At 65.7% G+C, this 21,736-nt stretch carries 21 protein-coding genes and 1 pseudogene; 11 read left to right on the forward strand and 11 right to left on the reverse strand.

Annotation, left to right across the window (positions count from 1 at the left end; genetic code table 11):
* Positions 1 to 11 precede the first annotated feature (11 nt).
* The gene (locus SynWH8101_RS06470; RefSeq protein WP_254428089.1) at positions 12 to 1,565 is read left to right on the forward strand and encodes a SulP family inorganic anion transporter; all 1,554 of its coding nucleotides are present in this window, start codon (positions 12 to 14) and stop codon (positions 1,563 to 1,565) included.
* Positions 1,566 to 1,581: 16 nt separating this feature from the next.
* Here SynWH8101_RS06470 and SynWH8101_RS14530 read toward each other — a convergent pair whose 3' ends face one another.
* A complete protein-coding gene (locus SynWH8101_RS14530; RefSeq protein WP_007102585.1) occupies positions 1,582 to 1,704 on the reverse strand; it encodes a hypothetical protein in 123 nt (40 codons plus the stop codon).
* A 41-nt stretch (positions 1,705 to 1,745) separates the two neighbouring features.
* Complete coding sequence (locus SynWH8101_RS06475; RefSeq protein WP_254428090.1) at positions 1,746 to 2,072, reverse strand: hypothetical protein; 327 nt, start codon at positions 2,070 to 2,072, stop codon at positions 1,746 to 1,748.
* 83 nt (positions 2,073 to 2,155) lie between these two features.
* On the opposite strand from SynWH8101_RS06475, the gene SynWH8101_RS06480 reads away from it, so the two are divergent.
* From SynWH8101_RS06480 to SynWH8101_RS06500, 5 genes are read left to right on the forward strand one after another with little or no spacing between them, the layout of a single operon-like run.
* A complete protein-coding gene (locus tag SynWH8101_RS06480; protein WP_254428091.1) occupies positions 2,156 to 3,205 on the forward strand; it encodes an amino acid ABC transporter substrate-binding protein in 1,050 nt (349 codons plus the stop codon).
* A gap of 8 nt (positions 3,206 to 3,213) precedes the next feature.
* Entirely contained in the window at positions 3,214 to 4,119 is a 906-nt protein-coding gene (locus SynWH8101_RS06485; RefSeq protein WP_130129057.1) for an ABC transporter permease subunit, read from the forward strand.
* 27 nt (positions 4,120 to 4,146) lie between these two features.
* Entirely contained in the window at positions 4,147 to 4,650 is a 504-nt protein-coding gene (locus tag SynWH8101_RS06490; RefSeq protein ID WP_130129058.1) for an HdeD family acid-resistance protein, read from the forward strand.
* Positions 4,650 to 5,687: an amino acid ABC transporter permease gene (locus SynWH8101_RS06495; RefSeq protein WP_130129059.1), complete on the forward strand. Its 1,038-nt coding sequence runs from the start codon at positions 4,650 to 4,652 to the stop codon at positions 5,685 to 5,687. The genes SynWH8101_RS06490 and SynWH8101_RS06495 overlap by 1 nt, the downstream gene beginning before the upstream one ends.
* Positions 5,688 to 5,707: 20 nt before the next feature.
* Positions 5,708 to 6,451, forward strand: a complete 744-nt coding sequence (locus tag SynWH8101_RS06500; protein WP_130130398.1) for an amino acid ABC transporter ATP-binding protein — start codon at positions 5,708 to 5,710, stop codon at positions 6,449 to 6,451.
* A gap of 1 nt (position 6,452) precedes the next feature.
* Here SynWH8101_RS06500 and SynWH8101_RS06505 read toward each other — a convergent pair whose 3' ends face one another.
* A complete protein-coding gene (locus SynWH8101_RS06505) occupies positions 6,453 to 6,653 on the reverse strand; it encodes a hypothetical protein (protein ID WP_007102578.1) in 201 nt (66 codons plus the stop codon).
* Between the two features lie 69 nt (positions 6,654 to 6,722).
* On the opposite strand from SynWH8101_RS06505, the gene SynWH8101_RS06510 reads away from it, so the two are divergent.
* Positions 6,723 to 7,655: an AEC family transporter gene (locus SynWH8101_RS06510; RefSeq protein WP_130129060.1), complete on the forward strand. Its 933-nt coding sequence runs from the start codon at positions 6,723 to 6,725 to the stop codon at positions 7,653 to 7,655.
* Here SynWH8101_RS06510 and SynWH8101_RS06515 read toward each other — a convergent pair.
* A complete protein-coding gene (locus tag SynWH8101_RS06515; RefSeq protein ID WP_130129061.1) occupies positions 7,600 to 8,256 on the reverse strand; it encodes an alpha-ketoglutarate-dependent dioxygenase AlkB in 657 nt (218 codons plus the stop codon). The genes SynWH8101_RS06510 and SynWH8101_RS06515 overlap by 56 nt on opposite strands.
* Here SynWH8101_RS06515 and SynWH8101_RS06520 point away from each other — a divergent pair.
* Together SynWH8101_RS06520 and SynWH8101_RS06525 are read left to right on the forward strand one after the other, a co-directional pair.
* Positions 8,255 to 9,838, forward strand: coding sequence for a bifunctional aminoglycoside phosphotransferase/ATP-binding protein (locus tag SynWH8101_RS06520; protein WP_130129062.1), 1,584 nt, complete (start codon positions 8,255 to 8,257; stop codon positions 9,836 to 9,838). The genes SynWH8101_RS06515 and SynWH8101_RS06520 overlap by 2 nt on opposite strands.
* Positions 9,839 to 9,891: 53 nt before the next feature.
* Positions 9,892 to 10,146, forward strand: a pseudogene (locus SynWH8101_RS06525) (hypothetical protein); the annotation flags it as partial.
* A 246-nt stretch (positions 10,147 to 10,392) separates the two neighbouring features.
* Here the strand turns inward: SynWH8101_RS06525 and SynWH8101_RS06535 are convergent.
* The 6 genes from SynWH8101_RS06535 to SynWH8101_RS06560 are packed head-to-tail and all read right to left on the reverse strand — an operon-like array spanning position 10,393 to position 16,155.
* Positions 10,393 to 11,286, reverse strand: coding sequence for a homoserine O-succinyltransferase (locus SynWH8101_RS06535; RefSeq protein WP_130129063.1), 894 nt, complete (start codon positions 11,284 to 11,286; stop codon positions 10,393 to 10,395).
* A 24-nt stretch (positions 11,287 to 11,310) separates the two neighbouring features.
* Positions 11,311 to 12,639: an O-acetylhomoserine aminocarboxypropyltransferase/cysteine synthase family protein gene (locus tag SynWH8101_RS06540; RefSeq protein WP_130129064.1), complete on the reverse strand. Its 1,329-nt coding sequence runs from the start codon at positions 12,637 to 12,639 to the stop codon at positions 11,311 to 11,313.
* 26 nt (positions 12,640 to 12,665) lie between these two features.
* Complete coding sequence (locus SynWH8101_RS06545) at positions 12,666 to 13,370, reverse strand: hypothetical protein (RefSeq protein WP_130129065.1); 705 nt, start codon at positions 13,368 to 13,370, stop codon at positions 12,666 to 12,668.
* 56 nt (positions 13,371 to 13,426) lie between these two features.
* Positions 13,427 to 14,410, reverse strand: coding sequence for a lytic transglycosylase domain-containing protein (locus SynWH8101_RS06550; RefSeq protein ID WP_130129066.1), 984 nt, complete (start codon positions 14,408 to 14,410; stop codon positions 13,427 to 13,429).
* Between the two features lie 16 nt (positions 14,411 to 14,426).
* Complete coding sequence (locus SynWH8101_RS06555) at positions 14,427 to 14,996, reverse strand: DOMON-like domain-containing protein (RefSeq protein WP_130129067.1); 570 nt, start codon at positions 14,994 to 14,996, stop codon at positions 14,427 to 14,429.
* A 1-nt stretch (position 14,997) separates the two neighbouring features.
* The gene (locus tag SynWH8101_RS06560; RefSeq protein WP_254428092.1) at positions 14,998 to 16,155 is read right to left on the reverse strand and encodes a phosphotransferase enzyme family protein; all 1,158 of its coding nucleotides are present in this window, start codon (positions 16,153 to 16,155) and stop codon (positions 14,998 to 15,000) included.
* A gap of 91 nt (positions 16,156 to 16,246) precedes the next feature.
* Here SynWH8101_RS06560 and SynWH8101_RS06565 point away from each other — a divergent pair, with 91 nt between their 5' ends.
* The gene (locus SynWH8101_RS06565; protein ID WP_370587018.1) at positions 16,247 to 17,464 is read left to right on the forward strand and encodes a DNA repair exonuclease; all 1,218 of its coding nucleotides are present in this window, start codon (positions 16,247 to 16,249) and stop codon (positions 17,462 to 17,464) included.
* The gene (locus SynWH8101_RS06570; RefSeq protein ID WP_130129069.1) at positions 17,455 to 20,169 is read left to right on the forward strand and encodes an AAA family ATPase; all 2,715 of its coding nucleotides are present in this window, start codon (positions 17,455 to 17,457) and stop codon (positions 20,167 to 20,169) included. The genes SynWH8101_RS06565 and SynWH8101_RS06570 overlap by 10 nt, the downstream gene beginning before the upstream one ends.
* 26 nt (positions 20,170 to 20,195) lie before the next feature.
* Here SynWH8101_RS06570 and SynWH8101_RS06575 read toward each other — a convergent pair whose 3' ends face one another.
* Positions 20,196 to 21,728 (reverse strand): hypothetical protein, encoded by a 1,533-nt coding sequence (locus SynWH8101_RS06575; RefSeq protein WP_130129070.1) that lies wholly within the window; start codon positions 21,726 to 21,728, stop codon positions 20,196 to 20,198.
* Positions 21,729 to 21,736: the final 8 nt, after the last annotated feature.

Raw genomic sequence — 21,736 nt, forward strand, 5'->3', positions numbered from 1 at the left:
GGCGGCACTCCATGCGGCAGTGGTTCAGCAATCCAGGCCCGGAACTGCTCTCCGGCCTGGTCGTCGCCTTCGCCATGATCCCGGAAGCGATCGCCTTCTCCGGCATCGCCGGTGTGGATCCCCAGGTGGGCCTGTTCGGTGCCTTCTGCCTCTCGCTCACCATTGCCGTGGTGGGGGGACGCACGGCGATGATCACCTCGGCGACCGGCTCTACTGCCCTGCTGATGACAGGCCTGGTGGCGGCAGGCAATGCCCGCGGTGAGGGGTTGGGGCTGAGTTATTTGTTGGTGGCCGGCCTGCTCACCGGCGTGTTTCAGATCCTCTGGGGCTATCTGCGCCTGGCGTATCAGATGCGCTTTGTGCCCCAAGGGGTGCTCAGCGGCTTCGTGAATGCTCTGGCCCTGCTGATCTTCCAGGCCCAGCTTCCCCAGCTCGGCCTCAATCTCCATTACGGCGAGGCTCAGGCGGCGGATCACGCCTCAACCCTGTTGCCCCACGGCAGCCAGATCCCGATTGTGTGGCTGCTGGTGATTCTCGGCCTGGTGATCATTTATGGCCTGCCTCGGCTCACCCGGCTCGTGCCCTCCCAGCTGGTGGCGATCGTGGTGCTCACCGCCTTGAGCATCGGCTTCCGCCTCGACATCCCCTCCGTGCAGAGCCTCGGCCAGCTGCCCAGCGGCCTGCCCAGCTTTCAGCTTCCCTTCGGTGCCCTCAGTGATGGACGGGTTCCCCTCAATCTGGAGACGTTCGGTCTGGTGTTACCGACGGCCCTGGCGATTTCCCTGGTGGGGTTGATGGAAACCTTCCTCACCCAGGACATCCTGGATGAACGCACCGACAGCAATTCCAACAAAAACGTGGAAGCGCGTGGTCAGGGCATCGCCAACATCGTGTCGTCGCTGTTCGGTGGGATGGCCGGCTGCGCCTTGGTGGGTCAGTCGGTGATGAACATCGAGAACGGTGGGCGCGGGCGCCTCTCCACTCTGGTCTCAGGTCTCAGCCTGATGGCGATGATCCTGTTGGCACGCCCCTGGTTGGAGCAGATCCCCATGGCGGCACTGGTGGCCGTGATGATCAGCATCGCCGTGAGCACCGCCGACCTCAACGGATTGCGTCAACTGGCGCGCATCCCCAAAAGCGACACCTCCGTGATGCTGATGACGTTTGCCGTCACCATGCTCACCACGCCGCACAATCTGGCCCTCGGGGTGCTGGCCGGTGTGGCCCTGGCGGCCATCCTCTTCAGCCGCAAGGTGGCGAAGGTGATCCGCGTGGATGTGGAAGACCTCGGTCCGGACGAGCGTCGTTATGTGGTGAGCGGTCAGCTGTTCTTCGTGAGCAAGGTGTATTTCCTCCAGGGATTTGATGTGCACACCCATCCCGCCCGAATCACGATCGATCTCTCCGCAGCCCACATCTGGGACCAGACCGGCGTCGGCGCTTTGAATCAATTGATTCGCAAGCTCGAGCTCGGTGGTTCCACCGTCACGGTGGAGGGGATGAACGCAGAGAGCCTCAACCTGTTCGAGCGGATCGGCAGCCAGGCCCAGGGGGCCCACGGCTGACTCCGCGCCAGCTGCATCAGCGCTTCTGCGGCGGTTCGGGGGTGTCGGAGGGCTTGAGGAGAACGGCCACCGTTCCCGCCACGATCACCAGAATCAGCAGGCCACCGCCCAGCAGGGGAAGGGTGAGATCGGCATCCATGGCGGTGCGGCAACGATCCTCATGCTGACGCCCGATCCGGATCAGCGGGACTGCTGCATCAGCGCCAGGCAGCTGAGCAGGTCTTTGCGCATGCCCTTGAGACGCTTGCGGATCTGTTCATCCTTCGGTTTGGCCTGCACGTAGCGCTCGGTCACATCCACGCCGATGCTGAGCACCAGACAGAGGGTTTCCACATCGCCGCTCTGGGCAGCCCGCTGCCCGGCGCCATCACGAATCACCTGCAACAGCGCCATCTTGTTGTTGTAAAGCTGGCGATCGGTGGCTTCCCAGGCGCGCACCTCGATCGGTGTGCCAAGGCTGAGGGCCATCCCCACCAGTCCTGCGGTCCAGGGCCAGTTCTGCGTCACGATCCGCCCCGACACGATTGCGCGGAACTTAGGGAGCTTGGCGCCGTTCTGCCATCCTCTCCTCAGCGAGGAGGTTGGAAGCCATGGCCAAGCGTCGCCCCATGGCCCTGCTGCTGGGTCTGGCGCTGCTCGCGGGCTGCGCCACCCTCGGTGAGGGCGGCGCCTCACGGCTCGATCTGATCCGACAGCGCGGCAGCCTGCGCTGTGGCGTCAGCGGCAAGATTCCTGGCTTCAGCTTCCTGCAGACCGACGGCAGCTATTCCGGTCTTGATGTGGATCTCTGCAAGGCGTTTGCGGCAGCCTTTGTGCCCGGAACCGGCGCTGTTGACTATCGCCCGCTGACGGCACCGGAGCGGTTCACGGCCCTGCGCACCGGGGAGATCGATCTGCTCTCGCGCAATACCACCATGAACCTCAGCCGGGATGCGGCGGGCGGCAATGGCCTCAGCTTCGCCCCCGTGGTCTTTCACGATGGCCAGGGTTTGATGGTGACATCAGGCAGCGGCATCAACCGGCTGGAGGATCTCCAGGGGAAGAGCATCTGCGTGGGCTCTGGCACGACCACCGAGCAGAACCTCAACGATGCGTTTGAAGCCAGGGGCATCGCCTACACACCGATCAAATACCAAGACCTGAACCAGGTGGTGGCCGGCTACCTGCAGGGTCGTTGTCAGGCGATGACCTCCGATCGCTCCCAGCTCGCAGCGGCCCGGTCCGGATTCGCCGATCAGGGCAACCACCGGATCCTTGAGGAGGTTCTGAGCAAGGAGCCCCTGGCTCCCGCCTCAGTGGGCGGCGATCAGCGCCTGGCCGATGCGATGCGCTGGGTGGTGTACGCCCTGATCACCGCCGAGGAGCTGGGCATCACCCAGGCCAATGTGCAGGAGCGCTATACCGAAGCGCAGCGGCGCCCGGAACTCACCCGGCTGCGGCGGTTCTTCGGGCTCGATGCTGGCCTGGGCGAGAAGCTCGGTCTGCGCGACGACTTTGTGGTGCAGGTGATCCAGGCCACCGGCAACTACGGCGAGATCTATGCCCGCAACCTCGGACCTGACAGCCAGGTGCCGATCTCCCGTGGCCTCAATCGTCTCGGGAGCGATGGCGGTGTGATGGTCGCCCCTCCCTTCCAATGAGCGCTCCCATGCCTGGGCGACGTCGCTGGTGGCTTCAGGCCCTGGTCGTTCTGGCGGCCCTCACCCTGCTGGGGCTGCTGGTGAACAACCTCACGGTGAATCTGATCCGCACCGGCCTTGGCCTCAGTTTTCATTGGTTATCGCGGCCGGCGGGTTTTGCCCTGGCTGAGCATCCTCTGCCCTACGCCCCATCCGACAGCTACGCCTGGGCTCTGCTGATGGGGTGGCTCAACAGCCTCAAGGTGATCGTGGCCGGTCTGATCCTGGCCACTCTCCTCGGGGTGAGCGCTGGGGCTGCCCGCCGCAGTGCCAATGCCCTGCTGCGCTGGTTGGCGGCGCTCTATGTGGGCCTGATCCGCCAGATCCCCCTGCTGCTGCAGTTGTTGTTCTGGTATTTCGTCGCCTTTCTCGGTCTGCCCCCCGCCTCGGAACCCCTCAGCCCGCTGCCAGCGCTGCTTCGCCTCTCCAACCAGGGCATCGAGCTGCTCGGCGTGCCAATGAGTGTGGAGTTCAGTGCGGTGTTGGTGGGCTTGTCGGTGTTCAGCGGGGCGGCGATCGCCGAGGTGGTGCGGGGCGGTCTTGATGCGGTGCCCAGGGGGCAGTGGGAGGCCTTCCGCAGCCTCGGGTTGCCGGAAGGGTTGGGCCTGCGTCGCGTGATCCTGCCCCAGGCCCTGCCGGCGATCCTGCCCGGACTGAGCAGCCAATATCTCAATCTCGCCAAGAACAGCACCCTGGCGATTGCAGTCGGTTACGCCGATCTCTACGCCGTCAGCGATACCACCATCACCCAGACAGGCCGGGCGATCGAGGGATTCCTGCTGCTGTTGCTCAGCTTTCTTCTGCTCAACCTGCTGATCAATGGCGGCATGCAACTGCTCAACCGGGTGGTCGTGAGCGGACGGCACCACCCCTAAGCTGCGGCCGTTCTTTCCAGAAAGGTCATGGGATCCCGTCGGATCGCTGCCGTGCTGCTGATCGTTGCCGCGATCGCCGCCATCCTGCTCCCCTTTGCGTCCGGAACGCTGCTCACCATCGGCTTGGGCGGTATCGCCTTCGCGGCCGGCATCGGTCAGTTCCTGCGTCTCGGTGGAGAAACCGGCCTGCAGGCCCGCCTCTTCCGCGTGCTCACCGGCCTGCTCTACTGCGGCGCCGCCATCTGGGTGTTGATCGATCCGATCGACAGTGAAATCAGCCTCACCCTGTTTGTGGGCGTGTTGCTGCTGGTGGAAGGGGTGATGGAACTGGCGGTTGGAGCCACCGCAGCGGTTCCTGCCGCTGGCCTGGCGGTGCTCGATGGTGTCGTCACGGCGATTCTCGGACTGCTGCTGGTGCTCGAGTGGCCCACCGACAGCCTCTGGGCCCTGGGCACCCTCTTCGGTGTGGGTCTGTTCCTCTCCGCCCTCAATCTGTTCCAGTCCCCCACCCCCAGCGGCGGCGCCAGCTGATGGGGCGTTGGCGCCATTTCCGGCGCCATCTGCGCCGCCATCCCCTGGATTCGGTCCTGTCCCTGGCGATCCTGCTCTTGATCGCCTGGGCCCTCTGGGCCACCGGCCAGTGGGTGGTGCAGGTGGCCGATTGGCGGGTGGTGGGCGCCAACCTGCCGCTCTACGCCAGTGGCAGTTATCCCGCTGAGCAGCGCTGGCGCCCCCTGCTCTGGCTGGGCCTCATCCTGTTGCTCACCCTGGTCACCCTGCTGGCGCCCTGGCCCGCATCGGGTCAACGCTCCGGCCCCTTCCGGCTGGCCCTCCCCTGGTTGTGGCTTCTGATGCTCCCCCTGGGGTTGGCGGTGCTCGGCGGTGGTGCGGGCACGGGGCTCAGTGCCGTCTCGTCCCGGGCCTGGGGTGGGCTGGTGCTCACCCTCTTGCTCACGGGCGCCAGTGCACTGCTCGCCCTGCCATTGGGCGTGATGCTCGCCCTTGGCCGCAGCAGCGACCTGCCGGTGCTCCGTCATGGCTGTCGTCTGTATGTCGATCTGATGCGGGCCGTGCCGCTGATCGCCGTGTTGTTCTTCGGCCAGCTGCTCATCCCCCTGTTTCTGCCCGTGCAGCTCGAATTGAATCGGCTGTTGCGCGCGGTGCTGGCCTTTGCCCTGTTCGCCTCGGCCTACGTGGCCGAAGATGTGCGCGGCGGGCTGCAGTCGATTCCCGCCACGCAAAGGGAGGCGGCGGCGGCTCTCGGCCTCAACACTTGGCAGAGCCTGCAGCTGGTGGTGTTGCCCCAGGCGCTCCAGATCGCGATTCCCGCCCTCACCAATCAGGCGGTCGGCTTGCTGCAGAACACCAGCCTGATGGCCCTGCTCGGCCTGGTGGAATTGCTGGGCATCAGCCGCAGCTTGCTCGCCAACCCCGCCTTCATCGGCCGGCACCTGGAGGTGTATGTGTGGCTGGCGGCGCTTTATTGGCTGCTTTGCACGGCGATGGCCCTGTTGGCCCGTCGCCTCGAGCGCTCCGTCCAGCCGATCCCCCGCGCCCCAGGCCGATGACCACTGACGCTTCCAGCCCGATGCAGCCGGCGATCCAGGCCAGCGCGATCTGCAAGCGCTACGACCAGGGGCCTGCCGCCCTCGATCAGGTGTCGCTGGACGTGCGCCTGGGTGAGGTGCTGGTGGTGATGGGGCCCTCGGGATCGGGGAAGAGCACCCTGATCCGCACCTTCAATGGTCTGGAGGCGATCGATGCCGGTGCGCTGAATGTGCTCGGGATCCACCTTGATGCCGACCATGACGAGCGCCAGATCCGCCACATCCGCCGGCGGGTGGGGATGGTGTTTCAACAGTTCAATCTGTTTCCCCATCTCTCGATTCTCGACAACATCACCCTGGCGCCGATCCGGGTGCAGAAGCGCTCCCGCCAGGAGGCCGAGAGCCAGGCACGGCAGTTGCTCGAGCAGATGGGCATCGCTGAACACATCCACAAGCGACCGGGCCAGCTCAGCGGCGGTCAGCAGCAGCGGGTGGCGATTGCCCGCGCCCTCGCCCTGAAGCCCGAGGTGATGCTGTTTGATGAACCCACCAGCGCCCTGGATCCGGAGCGGGTCAAGGAGGTGCTCGATGCGATGCGTGCACTGGCGTCCCAGGGCATGACCATGGTGGTGGTGACCCATGAACTGGGCTTCGCCCGGGAGGTGGCCGACCGGGTGTTGTTCATGGATGCCGGCCGGGTGGTCGAGCTCAACGACGCCCGCCGCTTCTTCCACCATGCCGAAGAAGAGCGCAGCCGCCGCTTCCTCAACCAGATGCAGCACTGACTCAGACCGCCTGGAGCCGTTGCAGGGCCCGCTCCGCCGCCATCAGCTCCCGCTCGGTGTGCAGCCAGCTCTCATTGCCCTGGGGCAGCCGGTCCACCTGGTCGGCCAGGCGCAGCAGCAACTGGTCTCGGCGCCCCCGCAGGCTCTCCACCAGCGAGAGCCAGTGCCTGGAGAGGGAGCAGGTCGGTCCGGCGGCAACCATGCAGACAATCTGTAGACAGTTGCCACTCTGGCACAGCTTTGGTTTTGATTTGCTCCTGGCGCTGACGCCATGCTCCGCCTCCTGCTCGAACTGCTGCCCTGCCTCAGCCTCGGCGTTCTGATCGGACGCCAGCGGCCGGGATGGATCCGGCCCCTCTCCGTGCCCTTGGTGCGCTATGGCGTGCCGATCAGCCTGATGGGCCTGTTGCTGCGCGCCGGTCTGAGCTGGTCCCTGCTTGGCTATGCGGCTGTGGCGGTGGTGGTCATCGCGGTGATGCTCACCCTCAGCCATCAGATGGATCCCCTGCGTCGCTGGATCGGTCGGCCGGCACTGGAGCTGGGCACCTGCGTGGGGAACACGGCCTATTTCGGCATTCCCGTCGCTCTGGCCCTGCTGCCGGCGGAGGCCCTCAAGGTGAGCATCGGCTACGACTTCGGCGCCACCCTGCTCGCCTGGGCCCTGGGGCCGTTCTGGCTGGCGCGTGGATGCTCCGTGCCTGGAGAGCATCAACTCCGGGCCCTTTGGCGGCATGTGTGTGAAAGCCCCGCCAGTCGTGGCTTGCTCGGCGCCCTGCTCGTGCACTGGACCCCCTGGCAGCAGGCGGTGTCCGATTGGCTTTGGTGGCCGGCCCGGGTGGTGATCGTGTTGGCCCTCGTGGTGGTGGGGATGCGCCTTGGCGCGATCGATCCCGCTCAGGCGTCGGCCCCAGGCCCCCAGGGCAGCCGCTGGGCCCTGCAGGGCACCGTGATCGCCAAATTGCTGATTTTTCCAGCCCTGGTGTTGCTTCTCACTGGTCCGTTGCCCCTTGCCACCGCCGCCCGCGATGCCCTGGTGCTGCAGGCGGCGGCGCCTACGGCGATTTCCGTGCTCCTGATGGCGGAGACGCAACAGCGGGATCACCACGCCGCTGCACTGGTGGTGTTGCGCAGCACGGCGCTGGCCCTGGTCACCGTGCCGCTCTGGTGGTGGGTCTTGCAGAAGGGGTTGCCGTGGCAGGGTTGAGGCCTGCAGGCGGGAGGAAGACGCGGAAGGTGAGATTGATGCGTGCTTTGGTCACCTTTTTGCGCACGGGCACGGCGTGCAGCCAGGCCTGTTGACAGCCCGGTGCCATCACGAGCAGATCACCATCGCCAAGCTCAAGGTCGTGCCGTTCCCGGGTCTGCCGGTGACGGAACTGAAAGGTGCGGCTGGCACCGAGCGACAGGGAGGCAATCGCCTGATCGGCGGCGATCTCCGGCTCGTCGTCGGCATGCCATCCCATGCGGTCGTTTCCATGCCGATAGAGATTGAGCAGACAGCCGTTGAATGGCGTGTTGGCTGCCTCCCTGACCCGCTCGAGCAGGGGCCGGAACCAGTCGGGCCAACCGTCGCCGCGATGGACAACGCCGCTGTAGCGGTAGGCGAGCCCCTGATCAGCCAGATAGAGGGTGAGACGGGGCACCGGATGCTCCCGCCCGTAGACCCGCACCACCGGTTGTTGCCACAGCAGCCGCTCCGAGAGAAGGGTCTGCCAGTGCCGACAGTCGGGTTCCGGCAACCAGCTGTCATGCCAGTGCCAGGGACGCGTCATCATGCGGCAATGGATCCAGCGGACCTTGCCCATGGTGGCTGACTCCTCCGATGGTCTGCCGCCCCTGATTGCGGCGCTGCTCCGGCCTGAGGCCTACCCCCATCCGGTGGAGACGGTGCAGCTGGTGGAGACCCATATCTCCTGGGTGCTGCTCACCGGCACCTGGGCCTACAAAATCAAAAAGCCGATCGATCTCGGCTTTGTGCAGGCCGGCTCCCTCAGCCAGCGCCAGCACTTCTGCCGCGAGGAGCTGCGCTTGAATCGCCGGCTTGCTCCCGATCTCTACTGCGGTGTGGTGTCTGTGCTCGGCCCTACGGAGCGGGCTCGGATCTCCCTGGACGAGGGGGCGGATGGGCTGATCGAACCGGCGGTGAGGATGCGTCAGTTTCCCGCCCGATCCCTGCTCAGTCGCTGCCTTGCCGCTGGGGTGCCCCGCAGCAGTTTTGAGCAGCTGGCCGAGGATCTGGCCCGCTTTCATCGCCAGGCCGATGCGGCACCGGCCGGTGGCCGCTTCGGCAACGTCGAGGCGGTGGTGGAACCGGTTGAGACCAACCTGCGGGTACTGGAGGAAGAGGTGAGCCCAGCCGCCAGCCGCCACCTCCTGGCCAGGCATCGCGCCTGGGTGGCCTGTGAGGCCAGCCGCCTCGGCTCCCGGTTCCGGCAACGGCTGCGCGATGGTGCCATCCGGGAATGCCACGGCGATTTGCACTGCGGCAACGTGCATCGCCGCGACGACGGCAGCCTGGAGGTGTTTGATGCCATCGATTTCAACCCAGGCCTGCGTTGGATTGATCCGATCAGTGAGATGGCCTTTCTGGCCATGGATCTGCAGGTGCTCGATGAGCCAGCGGCGGCAGCGTGTCTGCTCAATCGCTGGTTGGAGTGCAGCGGCGACTACGCCGGGATGGACCTGTGGCGTTGGTATTCGGCCTATCGGGCGATGGTGCGCGCCAAGGTGTCAGCGCTGCGCCAGCGCCAGGCCCCGAATCCAGCCAACCTGGAGGAACTGGAGCGCTACCTCGCCCGCGCTGCCGCCATGGAGTCAGCGCCCGGGGGTGGGCTGGTGTTGATGCATGGGCTCAGTGGCAGTGGCAAGTCTTTTTGCAGTGAGCAGCTCGTGGCCTCCCTGCCGGCCCTTCGTCTGCGCTCGGATCTGGAGCGGGCCCGTGCCTTCGGTCGTCTGCCGGGGCAGGCGGGCTGGCGCCGCGATGCCGATCCTTACAGCCCGGAGGTGAATGCCTGGCTGTTCGGTCAGCATCTGCCTGCTTTGACGCAGCGGCTGCTGAGCAGCGGCTTCCACGTGATCGTGGATGCCACCTTCCTGCGCCAACGGGAACGGCAGCAGATGTTGAGCCTGGCTTCGCGCTTGCAACGTCCCGCCTGGATCGTTGCCTGCCACTGCAGCGACACCACTGCCGCCCAGCGGCTCATCCATCGTCAGCAGCAGGGGCGGGATCCCTCCGAAGCCGACCTGGCGATTCGTCAGCGGCAGCAGCGATGGCTGGAGCCCCTGGTGGACAGCGAACGGAGTCGCTGTCTGCCGTTCCATGAAGATGATGACCCGGAGGCCTTGGCGGTGCAGTTGCGGCAACGCTTGTCTGCTGACGTCGCGTAACAACGGATGACATCGCCTCGGGCCTGATCGGTCCACCCCCATAGATTTCCGCTATGGCAGCGCGCATCACCAAAGACGAGTTTCTGGCCCGGGCGCAGCAGCGCTTCGGTGATCGCTTTGATTACTCCGCCATTCATTACCGCAGCTATAAGAGCCCGATCAAGATCATTTGCCGCAAACATCCCGTGCAGCCGATATCAATCACGCCGGAAAAACATCTGCAAACCACTGGCGGTTGTCGCCATTGCCTACGGGAGAAACGCGTGGAGTCGCTCGAGCGGGAGTTGAATCGCCAGTCGCCGGAGCGGCAGCTCGAGAGGCCGATCAGCCAGGTGCAGCGTCTGGCCCTGTTGGCTCTGCTTCTCGGTGCGGCCCTTCCGGTTCAGGCCGGCAGCATCACCGCCGAATCGGTGTGGAGTGAAGACGATGCCACGCAGCGCGCCGAGGTGCAGGTGCCCAAAAACAGCACCATCACCGACACCCAATGTGAGACCATTCAGGTGAGAAACAGCGACCGTTATCGCTGCACGGTATTTTTCAAGCCGTAAATCACATTATTCCTTCAGGCTGACGCGTTGATAGCAGAACCAGACCCACTGCTGAAATAGCAGATTGCGGTGGGAGCGCCACAGGGTGCGGGGTTGGTCGGCGTCGAAATTTTCCGGAGGGGGCACATCGCCGCGGGCGCGATCCCGTTCCATTTCGCCAAGGATGCGGGAGGTGTTGTATTCCGGGTGACCCAGATGCATCAGTTGGCGCTGATCGGTGGTCTCGAAAATCGTGTACCCCACCTGCTCGCCATGGGCGAGCAGGCGCAGGCGACCCTGGCGCTGGGCTGCTTCCATCGCTGCATCGCGCAGACCGGCATGGCGACTCTGCGGGCAGACAAAGCGGTCGTCCTGGGTGCCCATCAGGGCGTGACCCGGCACCAGACTGCGCATCGGATACACCCCGAATAATTTGCGCTCGAACGGCACCTTGTCGACTCCTGCCAGATAGGCCAAGGCGAAACCGGCCCAGCAAAGGCCCAGGGTGCTAGCGCACACTCGCCGTGCCTCCTCGATCAACTCCACCAGTTCCGGCCAGTAGTTCACCTGCTCATAAGGCAGATGTTCAACCGGGGCGCCGGTGATGATCAATCCATCCAGGGGAGCGTGAGCCGTCGCTTCGTCCCAACTCACATACAGCTGGTCGAGATGATCGTGATCCCAGGTTTTGTAGCTGTGACTCTGCAGGCGAATCCAGATCGGCTCGATCTGCAATGGCGATAGCCCGAGTGGATGGAGCAAATTGAACTCATATTGCTTCCCCAATGGCATGATGTTGAGGATGCCGATGCGCAGCGGTCGTATGTCCTGGCGTTCCGCCAGCGCCGGTTCAATCCAGGAAATGCCGTTGCGTTCAACCGAGGCGATCTTGTGGTAATTGCGCGGCAGAATCAGAGCCATGGCGTCCGATTGTGAGGTCGCAGATCAGGGAAGGAGAGCCAGGGCCTGATCGAAATCGGCCTTGATGTCGTCGATGTGCTCCAGACCCACCGACACCCGCACCATGGTGGGCGTCACACCGGCGGAAGCCTGCTCCGCTTCCGAAAGCTGCTGGTGGGTGGTGGAGGCCGGGTGGATCACCAGGGTCTTGGCATCGCCCACATTGGCCAGATGACTGGCCAGTTTCAGGCCATTGATGAACTGCACCGCATCATCGAACCCGCCTTTAAGGGCGAACATCAGCATGCAGCCCATGCCGCGACCGGTCAGGTACTGCTTGGCGCGGGCGTGATACGGATCCCCGGGGAGACCGGGGTAGCTGACGGACGCCACCTTCGGGTGCTCCTGCAGCCAGCTGGCGAGAGCCATTGCATTCTCGGCATGGCGCTCCACCCGCAGACTCAGGGTCTCCAGGCCCTGCAGCAGCAGGAAGCTGTTGAACGGGCTCACCGCCGGCCCCCAATCCCGCAATCCCTCCAGACGGGCCCGCAGCGCGAAGGCGATGTTGCGGTCATCGGGCACACCGAGCATTGTGCAGATGTCGCTGCCAAAGCCGAAGGCCTGCCAGTGCACCAGGCCGTGATAGGCGGCGCTGGGCTCACTCATCAGGGGGAAGCGGCCATTGCCCCAGTCGAACGTTCCCGCATCAACGATCACACCACCCAGGCTGGTGCCATGGCCTCCGATCCATTTGGTGGCGCTCTCCACCACCACATCGGCCCCGTGCTCGATCGGGCGGAGCAGGGCACCGCAGGCGCCCAGGGTGTTGTCGACAATCAGCGGAATGCCACGCTCCTTGGCAAGGGCGGAGAGGCCGGCGAAATCGGGAATGTTGAAGCGGGGATTGCCCATTGCTTCCACATAGATCGCTTTGGTGTTGGCATCGATCTGGGCCGCGAAGCTGTCCACGTCATCGCCTTCGGCGAACTTCACCTGGATTCCCAGGCGGGGAAACTGCACCTTGAATTGGTTGTAGGTGCCGCCATAGAGGAACGACGTCGACACCAGGTTGTCGCCCGCCTGCATGCAGTTGGTGATCGCCAGAAACTGCGCTGACTGGCCCGACGCCGTCGCCAGGGCGGCCACACCCCCTTCCAGGGCCGCCACCCGTTTCTCGAACACATCCGTCGTCGGGTTCATCAGACGGGTGTAGATGTTGCCGAACTCCTTCAGCCCGAAGAGGTTGGCGCCGTGCTCGGCGTCATTGAAGACGTAGGAACTGGTCTGATAGATCGGCACCGCCCGGGAGTTGGTCACCGGATCCGGGACCTGGCCGGCGTGGAGCTGGAGGGTCTCGAAACGTTGGGATGCCAAGGCGTGCCAGGTCTGGGACACCCGTTCTAGCTGGCGGCCCCACCCCCCGGACTCCAGTCGGCGGGGGGCTCGGGCTTGTCGCTTTCGGCAAGAGAGGGCAGGGTCTCCCGCAACAGGGGCACGAAGCGGCTGCGCACCTGCTGCCGGAAGCCATCCACCGCCTCGGCGTGCAGCACCGGATAGGCCTGAGGGCCGGCCTGATCCCGCAGGGGCCGCCAGCGGTTGTTGTCTTTGGCCTTGAGCTCTTGCAGTGGTGTGCTCAGATCGAGCTGACGCAGTTCCCCTTGGGCGGCGGCCAGTGTGGTCGCCACCTCCGCCAGTTCATCGCGCACCGGGTCAAAGCCCTTGGCTTTCAGCGTGTCGGGCAGGCCGAGCACCGGCTGGTAGTAGTCGAGCAGGCGCAGCTCCTCCTCCAGCAGGATTGCCCAGGCGCCCCGGGCCCCCTCCGGCAGGCCAAATCCCGCCTCCGCGCTGGTCATCACGTCGAGGTGAAACTGGAGCCAGCGGTAGTACGACTTGTCGCGCAGGCCTTTGCGGACTGCGGCCTTGCCGCTGAGGATCACGGGGAGGGCCGCTTCCGCCTTGCGCAGAAAGAGACGATCCTCCCGCTCCAGATTCATCGCCCCCCAGCGTTGGCGGTATTCCCACAGCTCTGCATAGCGGGCCACATCCTCGTCGGACCAGCCCAGCGCCTTCAGCTCATCGCCCCGATGGGTCAGTTCCTTAGCCACGCGCAGGATCGGTTTCAATCAAAGGCAGCGTAGGCGGTGGCCTCAGGCCCACCTGGTCAGGACGCCGGTGGACTGCTGGCGGGTTGCCGTTGGAGATAGGCGCCAACCCCGATCGGCTCGCTCTGGGCGTAGCCCACCGGCAACCAGAGATCCCCCGCCGCTGAAGCGAAATGAATTTCCCAGTGATAGAGGCCGCGATAGGCCGCCGGGTTGTCCTTGAGCAGGGCGGCGTAGCGGAGCACGGCGTCGCCGTAATGGTCGCTGTTGTTGTAACCCCAGAGCCCGCGGCGGATGTCCTTCAGCCCACCCCGTCGCACCAGATAGCGGGCAGCGGCGTGGATCGCATCCCAGGGATTGCGAATGTCGCCTCCCTTGCCGATGCCTGGCTCCGCCCAGGTGCTGGGCAGAAACTGCATCGGGCCCTGGGCATTGGCCACCGACACCCCATCGATGCGTCCCATGCCGGTTTCCACCAGGTTCACAGCCGCCAACACCTCCCAGTCGATGCCGGTCTGGGCAGCGGCGCTGCGGTAAGCCTTGAGCAACTGGTCAGCCGGTGCGGGTGGGCGGATTCGCCAGGCGGGGAGGCGGTTGCTGGCAGGCCCGCGATGCATGGCGAGTAATTGGCGCCGTGCGGCGATGTGCTGATCGAACACCCAGTGCCAACGCTCGGGGAGGGCGCTGCGCACGGCGGCAGCCCGCTTCGGCTGTTTGGACAACACCCGATAGATCACCTGCTGTTGATGCGCCAGGGGAGGCAGGGCGCTGCTCGGCAACTGCGGATCGCGGATCGAGGTCTCCAGTGCCGCAAGCAGATTCGCCAGGGCCGTGGCGTCTTCAGGAACCAGCGGGTAATGACGCCCTGTGGCGTTGCGGGGCAGGGTTGGATCTGTGGGTAACGCCGGACCCTGGCTGAGTTGTGTTGCGGTGGGTTCGTCGACCTGGGGAGCGTCGCTCTGGGAGCGGGGCTGGCTGGCGATCACCGCCGGCACTAGGGCGGCAGCGATCAGGGGCAGAAGCCAGCGCATCGATCGAGCCATCAACAATGGGTGCAGATCAGGTGGGCAGGAAGGCGCGCCGATCGTGAAAATCAGGCTGGTCGCCGGGGTGGGAGAGGGCCCAGTAGGAGAGGCGACCCCCTTGGTCTTCCACCACCATCGCAAGGCCGATCTCGGGCTGCATCGCTTCGGGCCAGCACGGGTGCAGGTCGAGCTCGATGTCGCAGCGCAGATCCCGGGCCTGACGGCGCAGCTGAATCCGGGGTGCCTGGGGCAGATCCACCAGCTCCGGGGGGCTGCGGTAGGCGCTGAAGGCGTAGAGGTTCCAGTCGCCGTTGGCAGCGGCGTTGAGCTCCCAATAGCGCGGCGAATCGGGCCAGCCGAGGAAGGCCTCAAAGCAGGTGTGTTGCCAGAGGCCATCGCGGCGTTGCGGGTGGCCGGTGCGGCTGGGGCAACGCAGGCCCTCCAGGGAGTCCCAACCCGGTCCGGGCCGCAGACCGAAGCTGAAGGCCAACGCACCGGAGGTCTGCCAGACGGCTTCCACACGCACCAGCAGAGGCGGGCAGGTGTCCGGCGCAAACGGCTGCAGGACGCAGAGCTGGCGCACCATCACCGCGTGACGTGCCATCTCAGGCAGGCTGCTGCGACAGCACGTCGCGGACCAGGGCTTCGATGCCATCCCACTGACGCTCGATCGAGTCGGTGAGGGCGAACTGCACCAAGGCCCGATCCAGGTTGTGGCCCGGTCGTTCGGTGCGGAAGTAGCGATCCCCCTCCAGGTGATCGGTCAGGAAGCGCAGGCCCAGTTCAAAAGGCAGCAGGCGGATGCAGTCGGGCAGATAGTGGCGATCGGCAGCGCTCAGAAACGAACGCCCCACGCCCAGATAGCCCTCGAGGATGGAGCGGCAGAGGTCCAGATCAAAGTGCACCGTGCTCCACTCGCGGCATTCCTCTCCGGCTGGGTTGCAACAGGAGCGCAGACAGTCGCCGATGTCGTAATGCACCAGCCCGGGCTTGACCGTGTCGAGGTCGATCAGGCCCACGGCCTGTCCGGTGCGCTCATCGATCATCACGTTGTTGATCTTCGGATCGCCGTGGATCGGTCGGCGCTGCAGCTCGCCACGTGCACAGGCCGCCTCGAGTACATCCACCGCATGGCGGCGGCGTTCCACATGCTCGAGGGCCAGAGTCAGAGCCGCATCTGTTGATCCCTGTTGACAGTCCTGCCGCACCTGATCGAAGCGGGCCAGATAGGCCGGGGTGATGTGAAACCCCTCCAGGGTGTCCGCCAGATCGGCGATCGGCAGGTCACTCACCAGATGGTGAAACATGCCCAGGCCATAGCCGATTTCGCGGGCATGGGCTTCATCACGGATCACATCGCTCGTGGTGGCGGCGCCGATGTAGCTGATCGATCGCCAGAACTGCCCTTCATGCTCCACCCAGTGCTCCCCGTCGGGGCGCGCGCTGAGCACCCGGGGCACCTCCCAGCGACGCCCGGCCAGCTCCGCCGGTGCGTTGGCGAGGCGATGTTCGACATGGCGGCCCAGGGTGAGCAGGTTGCCCATCACGAGGTCGGGACGCTGGAACACGGTGGTGTTCAGCCGTTGCATCACGAAGGCGTCCGGTTCCCCCTCGCCCCGCAGCTGCACCAGGTAGGTGTCGTTGACGTTGCCCGTGCCGAGCGCGCGGATTGCGGCGATCCGCTCGGGCGCATGGAAGCGGCCGGCCACCAGCTGGAGGGAGGGTTCAGAGAGCGTGGCCCCATCCGCCATGGCTGATCGCATGCGTCTAAAAGGGAGAATGACGCGCTCCCCTGCCGCCGCAAGGCTCGAGTGTGCGGAACCTCAGGCAGCATGGGGCTGACCCGAGCCGACGTTGCCCTTGCCCCGTCTGTTGCATACGGCCGACTGGCAGATCGGTAAGCCTTTCCGCTGGGTGGAGGACACCGCCAAACGCAGCCGTCTGCAGCAGGTGCGCATCGCCATGATCGAGCGCCTCAGCGCTCTGGCGCAGGAGCACAGGCCAGAGGTGCTGCTCGTGGCCGGTGATCTGTTTGATTCCGCGGCGGTGCCCACCGCCACGGTGTTGGAGGTGCTGGAGGCGATCGCTGCCGTCCCCTGCCCGGTGCTGGTGATCCCTGGCAATCACGATCATGGTGGCGCCGGGGGGTTGTGGCGGCGCGGTGACGTGCAACGGGAGATGGCCCGGCGCTGCCCGGATCTGCACCTGCTTTTGGAACGTCGTCCTGTCGAGATCGGCGACCTGGTGGTGTTGCCCTGCCCTCTACTGCGTCAGCACGAGAGCGACAGCCCCACCGCCTGGCTGGAGTCGTTCGACTGGAGTCAGCTGCCTGCCGATCGCTGTCGTGTGGTGTTGGCCCATGGCTCCGTGCAGGGGTTCGGCGCCAGCGATGCGGACCTCACCGCCGCGAATGCCGGGCGCCGCAGCGACAGCAACCGGCTGCGTCTGGAGCGTCTGCCACAGGAGGAGATCGATTACGTCGCCCTGGGCGATTGGCATGCCTTGCATGCGGTGAGCGATCGCTGTTGGTACAGCGGCACTCCGGAGCCGGACCGCTTCCCCCGGACTGCTGATGACCAACGTGGTCAGGTGCTTCTAGTGGAGCTGGCGCGGGGCACCAGGCCGGCCGTGACCCCCCTGCCCACGGCGTCGTTGCGCTGGCACAACGAACGGATCAGCCTCCGCTCCGCCGCCGATCTGCACCGGTTGGATCAATGGCTCGAGCACCGCATCGGTCGGCGCGTTGGGCGGGACCTGCTCCGGCTCGAGCTCGAAGGGCAGCTCGGCCTTGCGGACCATCAGCGGCTCGGTGAGCGTCTGGAGGAGCTGCGCCAGGCGTTGCTGCATCTGCGTCTGCGCGGTCACTGCCATCGCCGCCCTGAGGCGGATGAGCTCCTGGCCCTGCGGGACTGCCCTGAGGGCCCCCTGATCCGGGCCGTGGCCGAGCAGCTCTGCCAGGGCCTCGAGGCCGGTGACGAGCCAGGCGAGGTTGAGCGTCTGGAGACCGCCCTCTGTGAATTGCATCGGCTCACGGAACAGGAGCGCAACGCCCAGGAGGCGCCATGCGCCTGACCCACTGCCGGCTCGAGAGTGTGCGTCGCCACCGCCAGCTGGAGCTGGCGTTTGCCTCCGGGGTGACACTGGTTGCCGGTGCCAATGAGAGCGGCAAGAGCACCCTGGTGGAGGCGATGCATCGCGCCCTGTTTCTGCGTGCCAACGCCACCGGGGCGCCGATTCAGGCTCTGCGCTCGCAGCAACACCCCGGCCACCCCCAGGTGGAGATCGGCTTTGAGGCGGCGAACCAGGCCTGGACGCTCCAGAAACGCTTCAGTGGCGCCAGTGGCACCGCATCCCTGCGCACAGCCGGGCAGGACGTGCTTCAGGGGGGGGATGCGGAAGATCGCCTCGCCCAGTTACTCGGTGTGTCGGAAAGTCTCGGCAGTCGCCAGGCCAACCGCCAACTGCCAGGCCGCTGGGCCCATCTCTGGGTGATGCAGGGTGAGGCCGGGCGCGATCTGTTGGCTCAGGGTGCGGAGCATTACGCCCTGGCGGCCCTGATTGAGGCGCTGGAGGCGAAGGCGGAGGGGGCGTTGCAATCGCCCCTGGATCAACGCGTCAACGACCAGCTCGAAAGTCTGGTGCAGGCCTCGTTGACCAGCCGTGGCGTGCGCACCAACAGCGTGCTCTGGCAATGCCAACAGAGCTGCGCAGCGGCTCAAGAGGCGTTGGAGACGGCGATCGAGACCCGCGAGCGGTTTGAGCAGAGCGGTAAAGCGCTTGATCGGCTTGTGCAGGAGATCGACACGATCGAACGCCAGCAACTGCCCGCGCTGCAGGACCGGATCCGCAGCCAGAAGCAACGCATCAGCCTGCTGCAGAGCCTTGAACCGTTACGGCTGCGGCGTGAGCAGTTGGAACGCCAGCGCAGCAGCCTGCAGCGCCTGGAGACGGAGGCGCACAGCCAGGCGGAGCGCCTCCGCCAGCTGGAGCTGGGCCTGCAACGGTTGCAGCAGGAGAATCACCAAGCCAGCCAGACCTGCCGGCACCAACACACGGAGCTGCAGGCGCTTGAGCAGCAACGCCAGGCTCTCGAGCAACGCGGCCAGGCCTTGCGACGCCTGGAAGAGCGAGCCGGTCTCGAGCAGCGCTGCCGTGAGCTGGAGAATCGTCGGATGAAGGTTCAGGCGTTGCATCGCCAACGCCAGCAGTTGCAGGAGAAGCTGAAGCGTTGCCGCTCCCTCAGCGCCTCGGAGCATGAGGCGTTGCAGGAGCAGCGTCAGGCCTTGGAGGCCCTCAGGATCCGGCGCGAGGCGATGGCCACCCGGGTGCGACTGCTGCGCGCTTCCACGCCTGTGGCGCTGGGTGGCTCAGCACTGCAGGTGGGGGAGGAACGTCTGCTTAGCCAACCCTTCGGCCTGACCGTTGGCGAGGGCGTGGAGCTGGAGCTGACGCCTGGGGGAGGGGCGGACCTGGAGGCGCTCGAACGGGAACGCCGGCAACGGCAGCACCAGCTGGAGCAGATGCTTGAGCGCCATGACCTTGCCAGTGTTGAGGAGGCCGAAGCCCAGTGGCAGCAGCGCTTGCGTCTCGTTGCCGAGCAACGGTTGCTTGAGGGGCAGTGGCAGCAGGTTGCGCCAGCTGAGGACCTCGAGACGGAACTGCAGCACCTGCGCCAGCGGCTGGCGGCGCTCCAGGAGGAGGACACGGCTGTTGCTGATGACCAACCTATTGCTGATGACCAACCTGATCTTGATGACCAGCTGGAGCAGCTCGCGCAGCAACCCGACGCTCTGCATCGGGCTCTGGAGCAGTGCCGGATCAACTATCGGACCGTGCAGGAGAGCTGGAAGCGCCTGCAGGGCCAACGGGAGCCAGCGGAGGCGCGCCTGGCCCAGACCGCAAAGGACTTGCAGAGCCATCAGCTGCAACGGGAACGGCTGCTGACGGAGCAGGCCTCTGGCGCCAAGCAGCAGCAGACCCTGGTGGAGGAGTGCGGGGATCTGGCCCGGCTGGATGCCGCCCTAGAGGCGCTGCGGCGCGAGGAGGACGCCCTGCGCCAGAGCGCTCAGGGCGTACCAAGCGAGGTTGGTGGGGGTGAAGCGGTGCGTGAGGCCGAAGCTGAGCTGCAGCGCCTGGAGGCGGAGGAGCAGCGTCTGGCACGCAGCCTGCAACAGCTCAGCGGGGAGCGGGGCGGATTGCAGGAACGCTGCTTGGCGCTGAGTGATGCCGATCCCTATGCAGCAGAGGAGGAAGCTGCCGCCCGCCTGGAGCAGGCGGAGGCGCGGGAGCGCAGTGAGCGGTTGGTGGTGGAGGCGCAACAGCTGTTGCTGCAGGAATTCCAACGGGCGCGCAGCGATCTCTCCAGCCGCTACACGGTGCCGCTGCGACGCAGCATGGATCGCGTTCTCGCCCCCCTCTTCGGCCCTGAGGGAGCACGCACCGCCCTGGGTTACTCCGCCAAAGATGGCCTTGGCGATCTGGGACTGGAACGGGATGGGCTGTTGTTGCCGTTTGCCGCGTTGAGTGGTGGTCTGCGCGAGCAGCTCAACGCGGCTCTGCGTCTGGCGATCGCCGATGTGTTGCGTCAGGGCCACGACGGATGTCTGCCCGTGCTCTTCGATGACGCCTTCAGCAACAGCGATCCGCAGCGTCTGCAGGCGGTGCTCACCATGCTCCGCCAGGCGGCGGAACGGGGGCTGCAGGTGATTGTGATGAGTTGCGATCCCGATCCCTACCGGGCTATCGCCGATGCGGTGGTGGAGCTGCCAACCAGCTGAGAAGCACCGGCCTCAGAGCGCTGTCATCAGAGCGCCGTTTCGATCACATTCATCGCCCGCAGGTAGGCGGGTGGTTCGGTGGCGGCGTCCAGCTCTTCGAGGCTGCTGTCGTCGCGGATCAGGCGACGGGCGTTATCGGCGATCACCGCATTCACCACCAGATCCATCGCCTCCGGTTGGTGGAGGTTCTGCAGCGCCTCGGCGTAGCGGCGGCTGTGAGTGGGACGCACCGATTCCTGGCAGTAGTTGGAGAGCTCCCGGCTGTCGGTCATCACGGAGAAGGCCACCTCCTTGGTGGAGGTTTTGCCGTAGATCGCCATGTAGAGCAGGTTCACCATCGAGGCGTCATGCACCGGAATGGCGTAGTTGCGCACGATCTGCGGCCAATAGCGCAGCGCCTTCAGCCCTTCCAGTCCGCCTTTGCGCAGACCGGCCTGTTCACACCAGTCCTCCACCTCTTCCATCGCGTGGGGGCAGCGCTGCACCTCACGCATCCGATCCGCCAAGACTTGTCCGGCCTGGAAATTGCGCGTCGGTTTCCCCGACACCGGCAGCATCATGCTGCCGCGCACATCCGCCACCATGGCAGTGAGCTGGGCGAAGGTGTGGTCGCGCACCTTCTCCATATCTCCGCCCCGCACCAGCGCCGCTTCGATCCGCTGCACGCCATAGCCGAGTTCGGTGAGGGCGAACGGTTGACGGTTGTAGAGCCGCTGACGATCCCGCCGGGCCATCGACACGGTTGCCGCCTGATCCAGGCATTGATCCAGCAGCAGGGTGAGCAGGGTCGGCAAGACCCCCGGATTTTGCTGGTGATAGCTGTATCCGAAGCCGGCAAACACCGACGACATGTTTTTTGCCGCCTTGATGTATTGCCCTTCGACGTTGTGGACGCCGGGGGACACCTGAATGTTGGGGGAGAGGCGATCGAGCATGCGCGCGCCGAGCAGGGCGGTGAGCGCATTGGGATGGCAGAAGTTGGCAGTGAAGCTGTCGAGTGGGTTGCGCAGGGCGCCGTGACGGTGGAAGCCGGAGAAGAAGGCCAGGTTCGGCACCTTCTCGCAGAGCACATACGACTCGTTGGCGATGTGGTCATGGCTGAAGGATCCGGCCAGGCAGGCGAGCACCACCTGCTCTCGCCCCAGCTCCTCCCGCAGTCGGCAGGCCTCCTGCAGGTCATCCTCCACGTGGTTGCTGTTGGCACTGAGCACCACCAGCTCACAGCGCTGCAGCAGGTCGGCCAGGGAATTGGGGCGCCGTTCGCCTGCACCAGCGTCGTGGCTCGCCATCCGCTCCACGGCGGCCACATGGTCGGGATCCATGCCGGCGAGGGCGTCGGCGTTGAAGGCACCGAGAAGACTGCGTCCGGGGCGGGCCGCCAGCAGCAGATCGCCTTCGCTCTCCTGCTGCATGGCGCAGTTGTAGGCCAGGGAGGCCGGGTAGAGCCCCACGCTGTAGAAGCCCACCTTGCCCACCTCCAGCTCGCGGATGCGTTGACGCACCAGCTCGGCGTCGAGGCTGCGGGGGAAGAAGGTGTTGCTCTTCAGCGAGGTCTGCATCGTGCTGG

The organism is Synechococcus sp. WH 8101, from assembly GCF_004209775.1.
In the GTDB taxonomy this organism is placed as follows: Bacteria; Cyanobacteriota; Cyanobacteriia; order PCC-6307; family Cyanobiaceae; genus Synechococcus_C.

Excerpts from the sequence above, each read along its gene's own strand:
- SynWH8101_RS06470 (WP_254428089.1), top strand. The coding sequence starts at position 12 with ATGCGGCAGTGGTTCAGCAATCCAGGCCCGGAACTGCTCTCCGGCCTG.
- SynWH8101_RS14530 (WP_007102585.1), bottom strand. The coding sequence starts at position 1,704 with ATGGATGCCGATCTCACCCTTCCCCTGCTGGGCGGTGGCCTGCTGATT.
- SynWH8101_RS06480 (WP_254428091.1), top strand. The coding sequence starts at position 2,156 with ATGGCCAAGCGTCGCCCCATGGCCCTGCTGCTGGGTCTGGCGCTGCTC.
- SynWH8101_RS06485 (WP_130129057.1), top strand. The coding sequence starts at position 3,214 with ATGCCTGGGCGACGTCGCTGGTGGCTTCAGGCCCTGGTCGTTCTGGCG.
- SynWH8101_RS06490 (WP_130129058.1), top strand. The coding sequence starts at position 4,147 with ATGGGATCCCGTCGGATCGCTGCCGTGCTGCTGATCGTTGCCGCGATC.
- SynWH8101_RS06495 (WP_130129059.1), top strand. The coding sequence starts at position 4,650 with ATGGGGCGTTGGCGCCATTTCCGGCGCCATCTGCGCCGCCATCCCCTG.
- SynWH8101_RS06500 (WP_130130398.1), top strand. The coding sequence starts at position 5,708 with ATGCAGCCGGCGATCCAGGCCAGCGCGATCTGCAAGCGCTACGACCAG.
- SynWH8101_RS06505 (WP_007102578.1), bottom strand. The coding sequence starts at position 6,653 with ATGGTTGCCGCCGGACCGACCTGCTCCCTCTCCAGGCACTGGCTCTCG.
- SynWH8101_RS06510 (WP_130129060.1), top strand. The coding sequence starts at position 6,723 with ATGCTCCGCCTCCTGCTCGAACTGCTGCCCTGCCTCAGCCTCGGCGTT.
- SynWH8101_RS06520 (WP_130129062.1), top strand. The coding sequence starts at position 8,255 with ATGGTGGCTGACTCCTCCGATGGTCTGCCGCCCCTGATTGCGGCGCTG.
- SynWH8101_RS06515 (WP_130129061.1), bottom strand. The coding sequence starts at position 8,256 with ATGGGCAAGGTCCGCTGGATCCATTGCCGCATGATGACGCGTCCCTGG.
- SynWH8101_RS06535 (WP_130129063.1), bottom strand. The coding sequence starts at position 11,286 with ATGGCTCTGATTCTGCCGCGCAATTACCACAAGATCGCCTCGGTTGAA.
- SynWH8101_RS06550 (WP_130129066.1), bottom strand. The coding sequence starts at position 14,410 with ATGGCTCGATCGATGCGCTGGCTTCTGCCCCTGATCGCTGCCGCCCTA.
- SynWH8101_RS06555 (WP_130129067.1), bottom strand. The coding sequence starts at position 14,996 with ATGGCACGTCACGCGGTGATGGTGCGCCAGCTCTGCGTCCTGCAGCCG.
- SynWH8101_RS06560 (WP_254428092.1), bottom strand. The coding sequence starts at position 16,155 with ATGCGATCAGCCATGGCGGATGGGGCCACGCTCTCTGAACCCTCCCTC.
- SynWH8101_RS06570 (WP_130129069.1), top strand. The coding sequence starts at position 17,455 with ATGCGCCTGACCCACTGCCGGCTCGAGAGTGTGCGTCGCCACCGCCAG.
- SynWH8101_RS06575 (WP_130129070.1), bottom strand. The coding sequence starts at position 21,728 with ATGCAGACCTCGCTGAAGAGCAACACCTTCTTCCCCCGCAGCCTCGAC.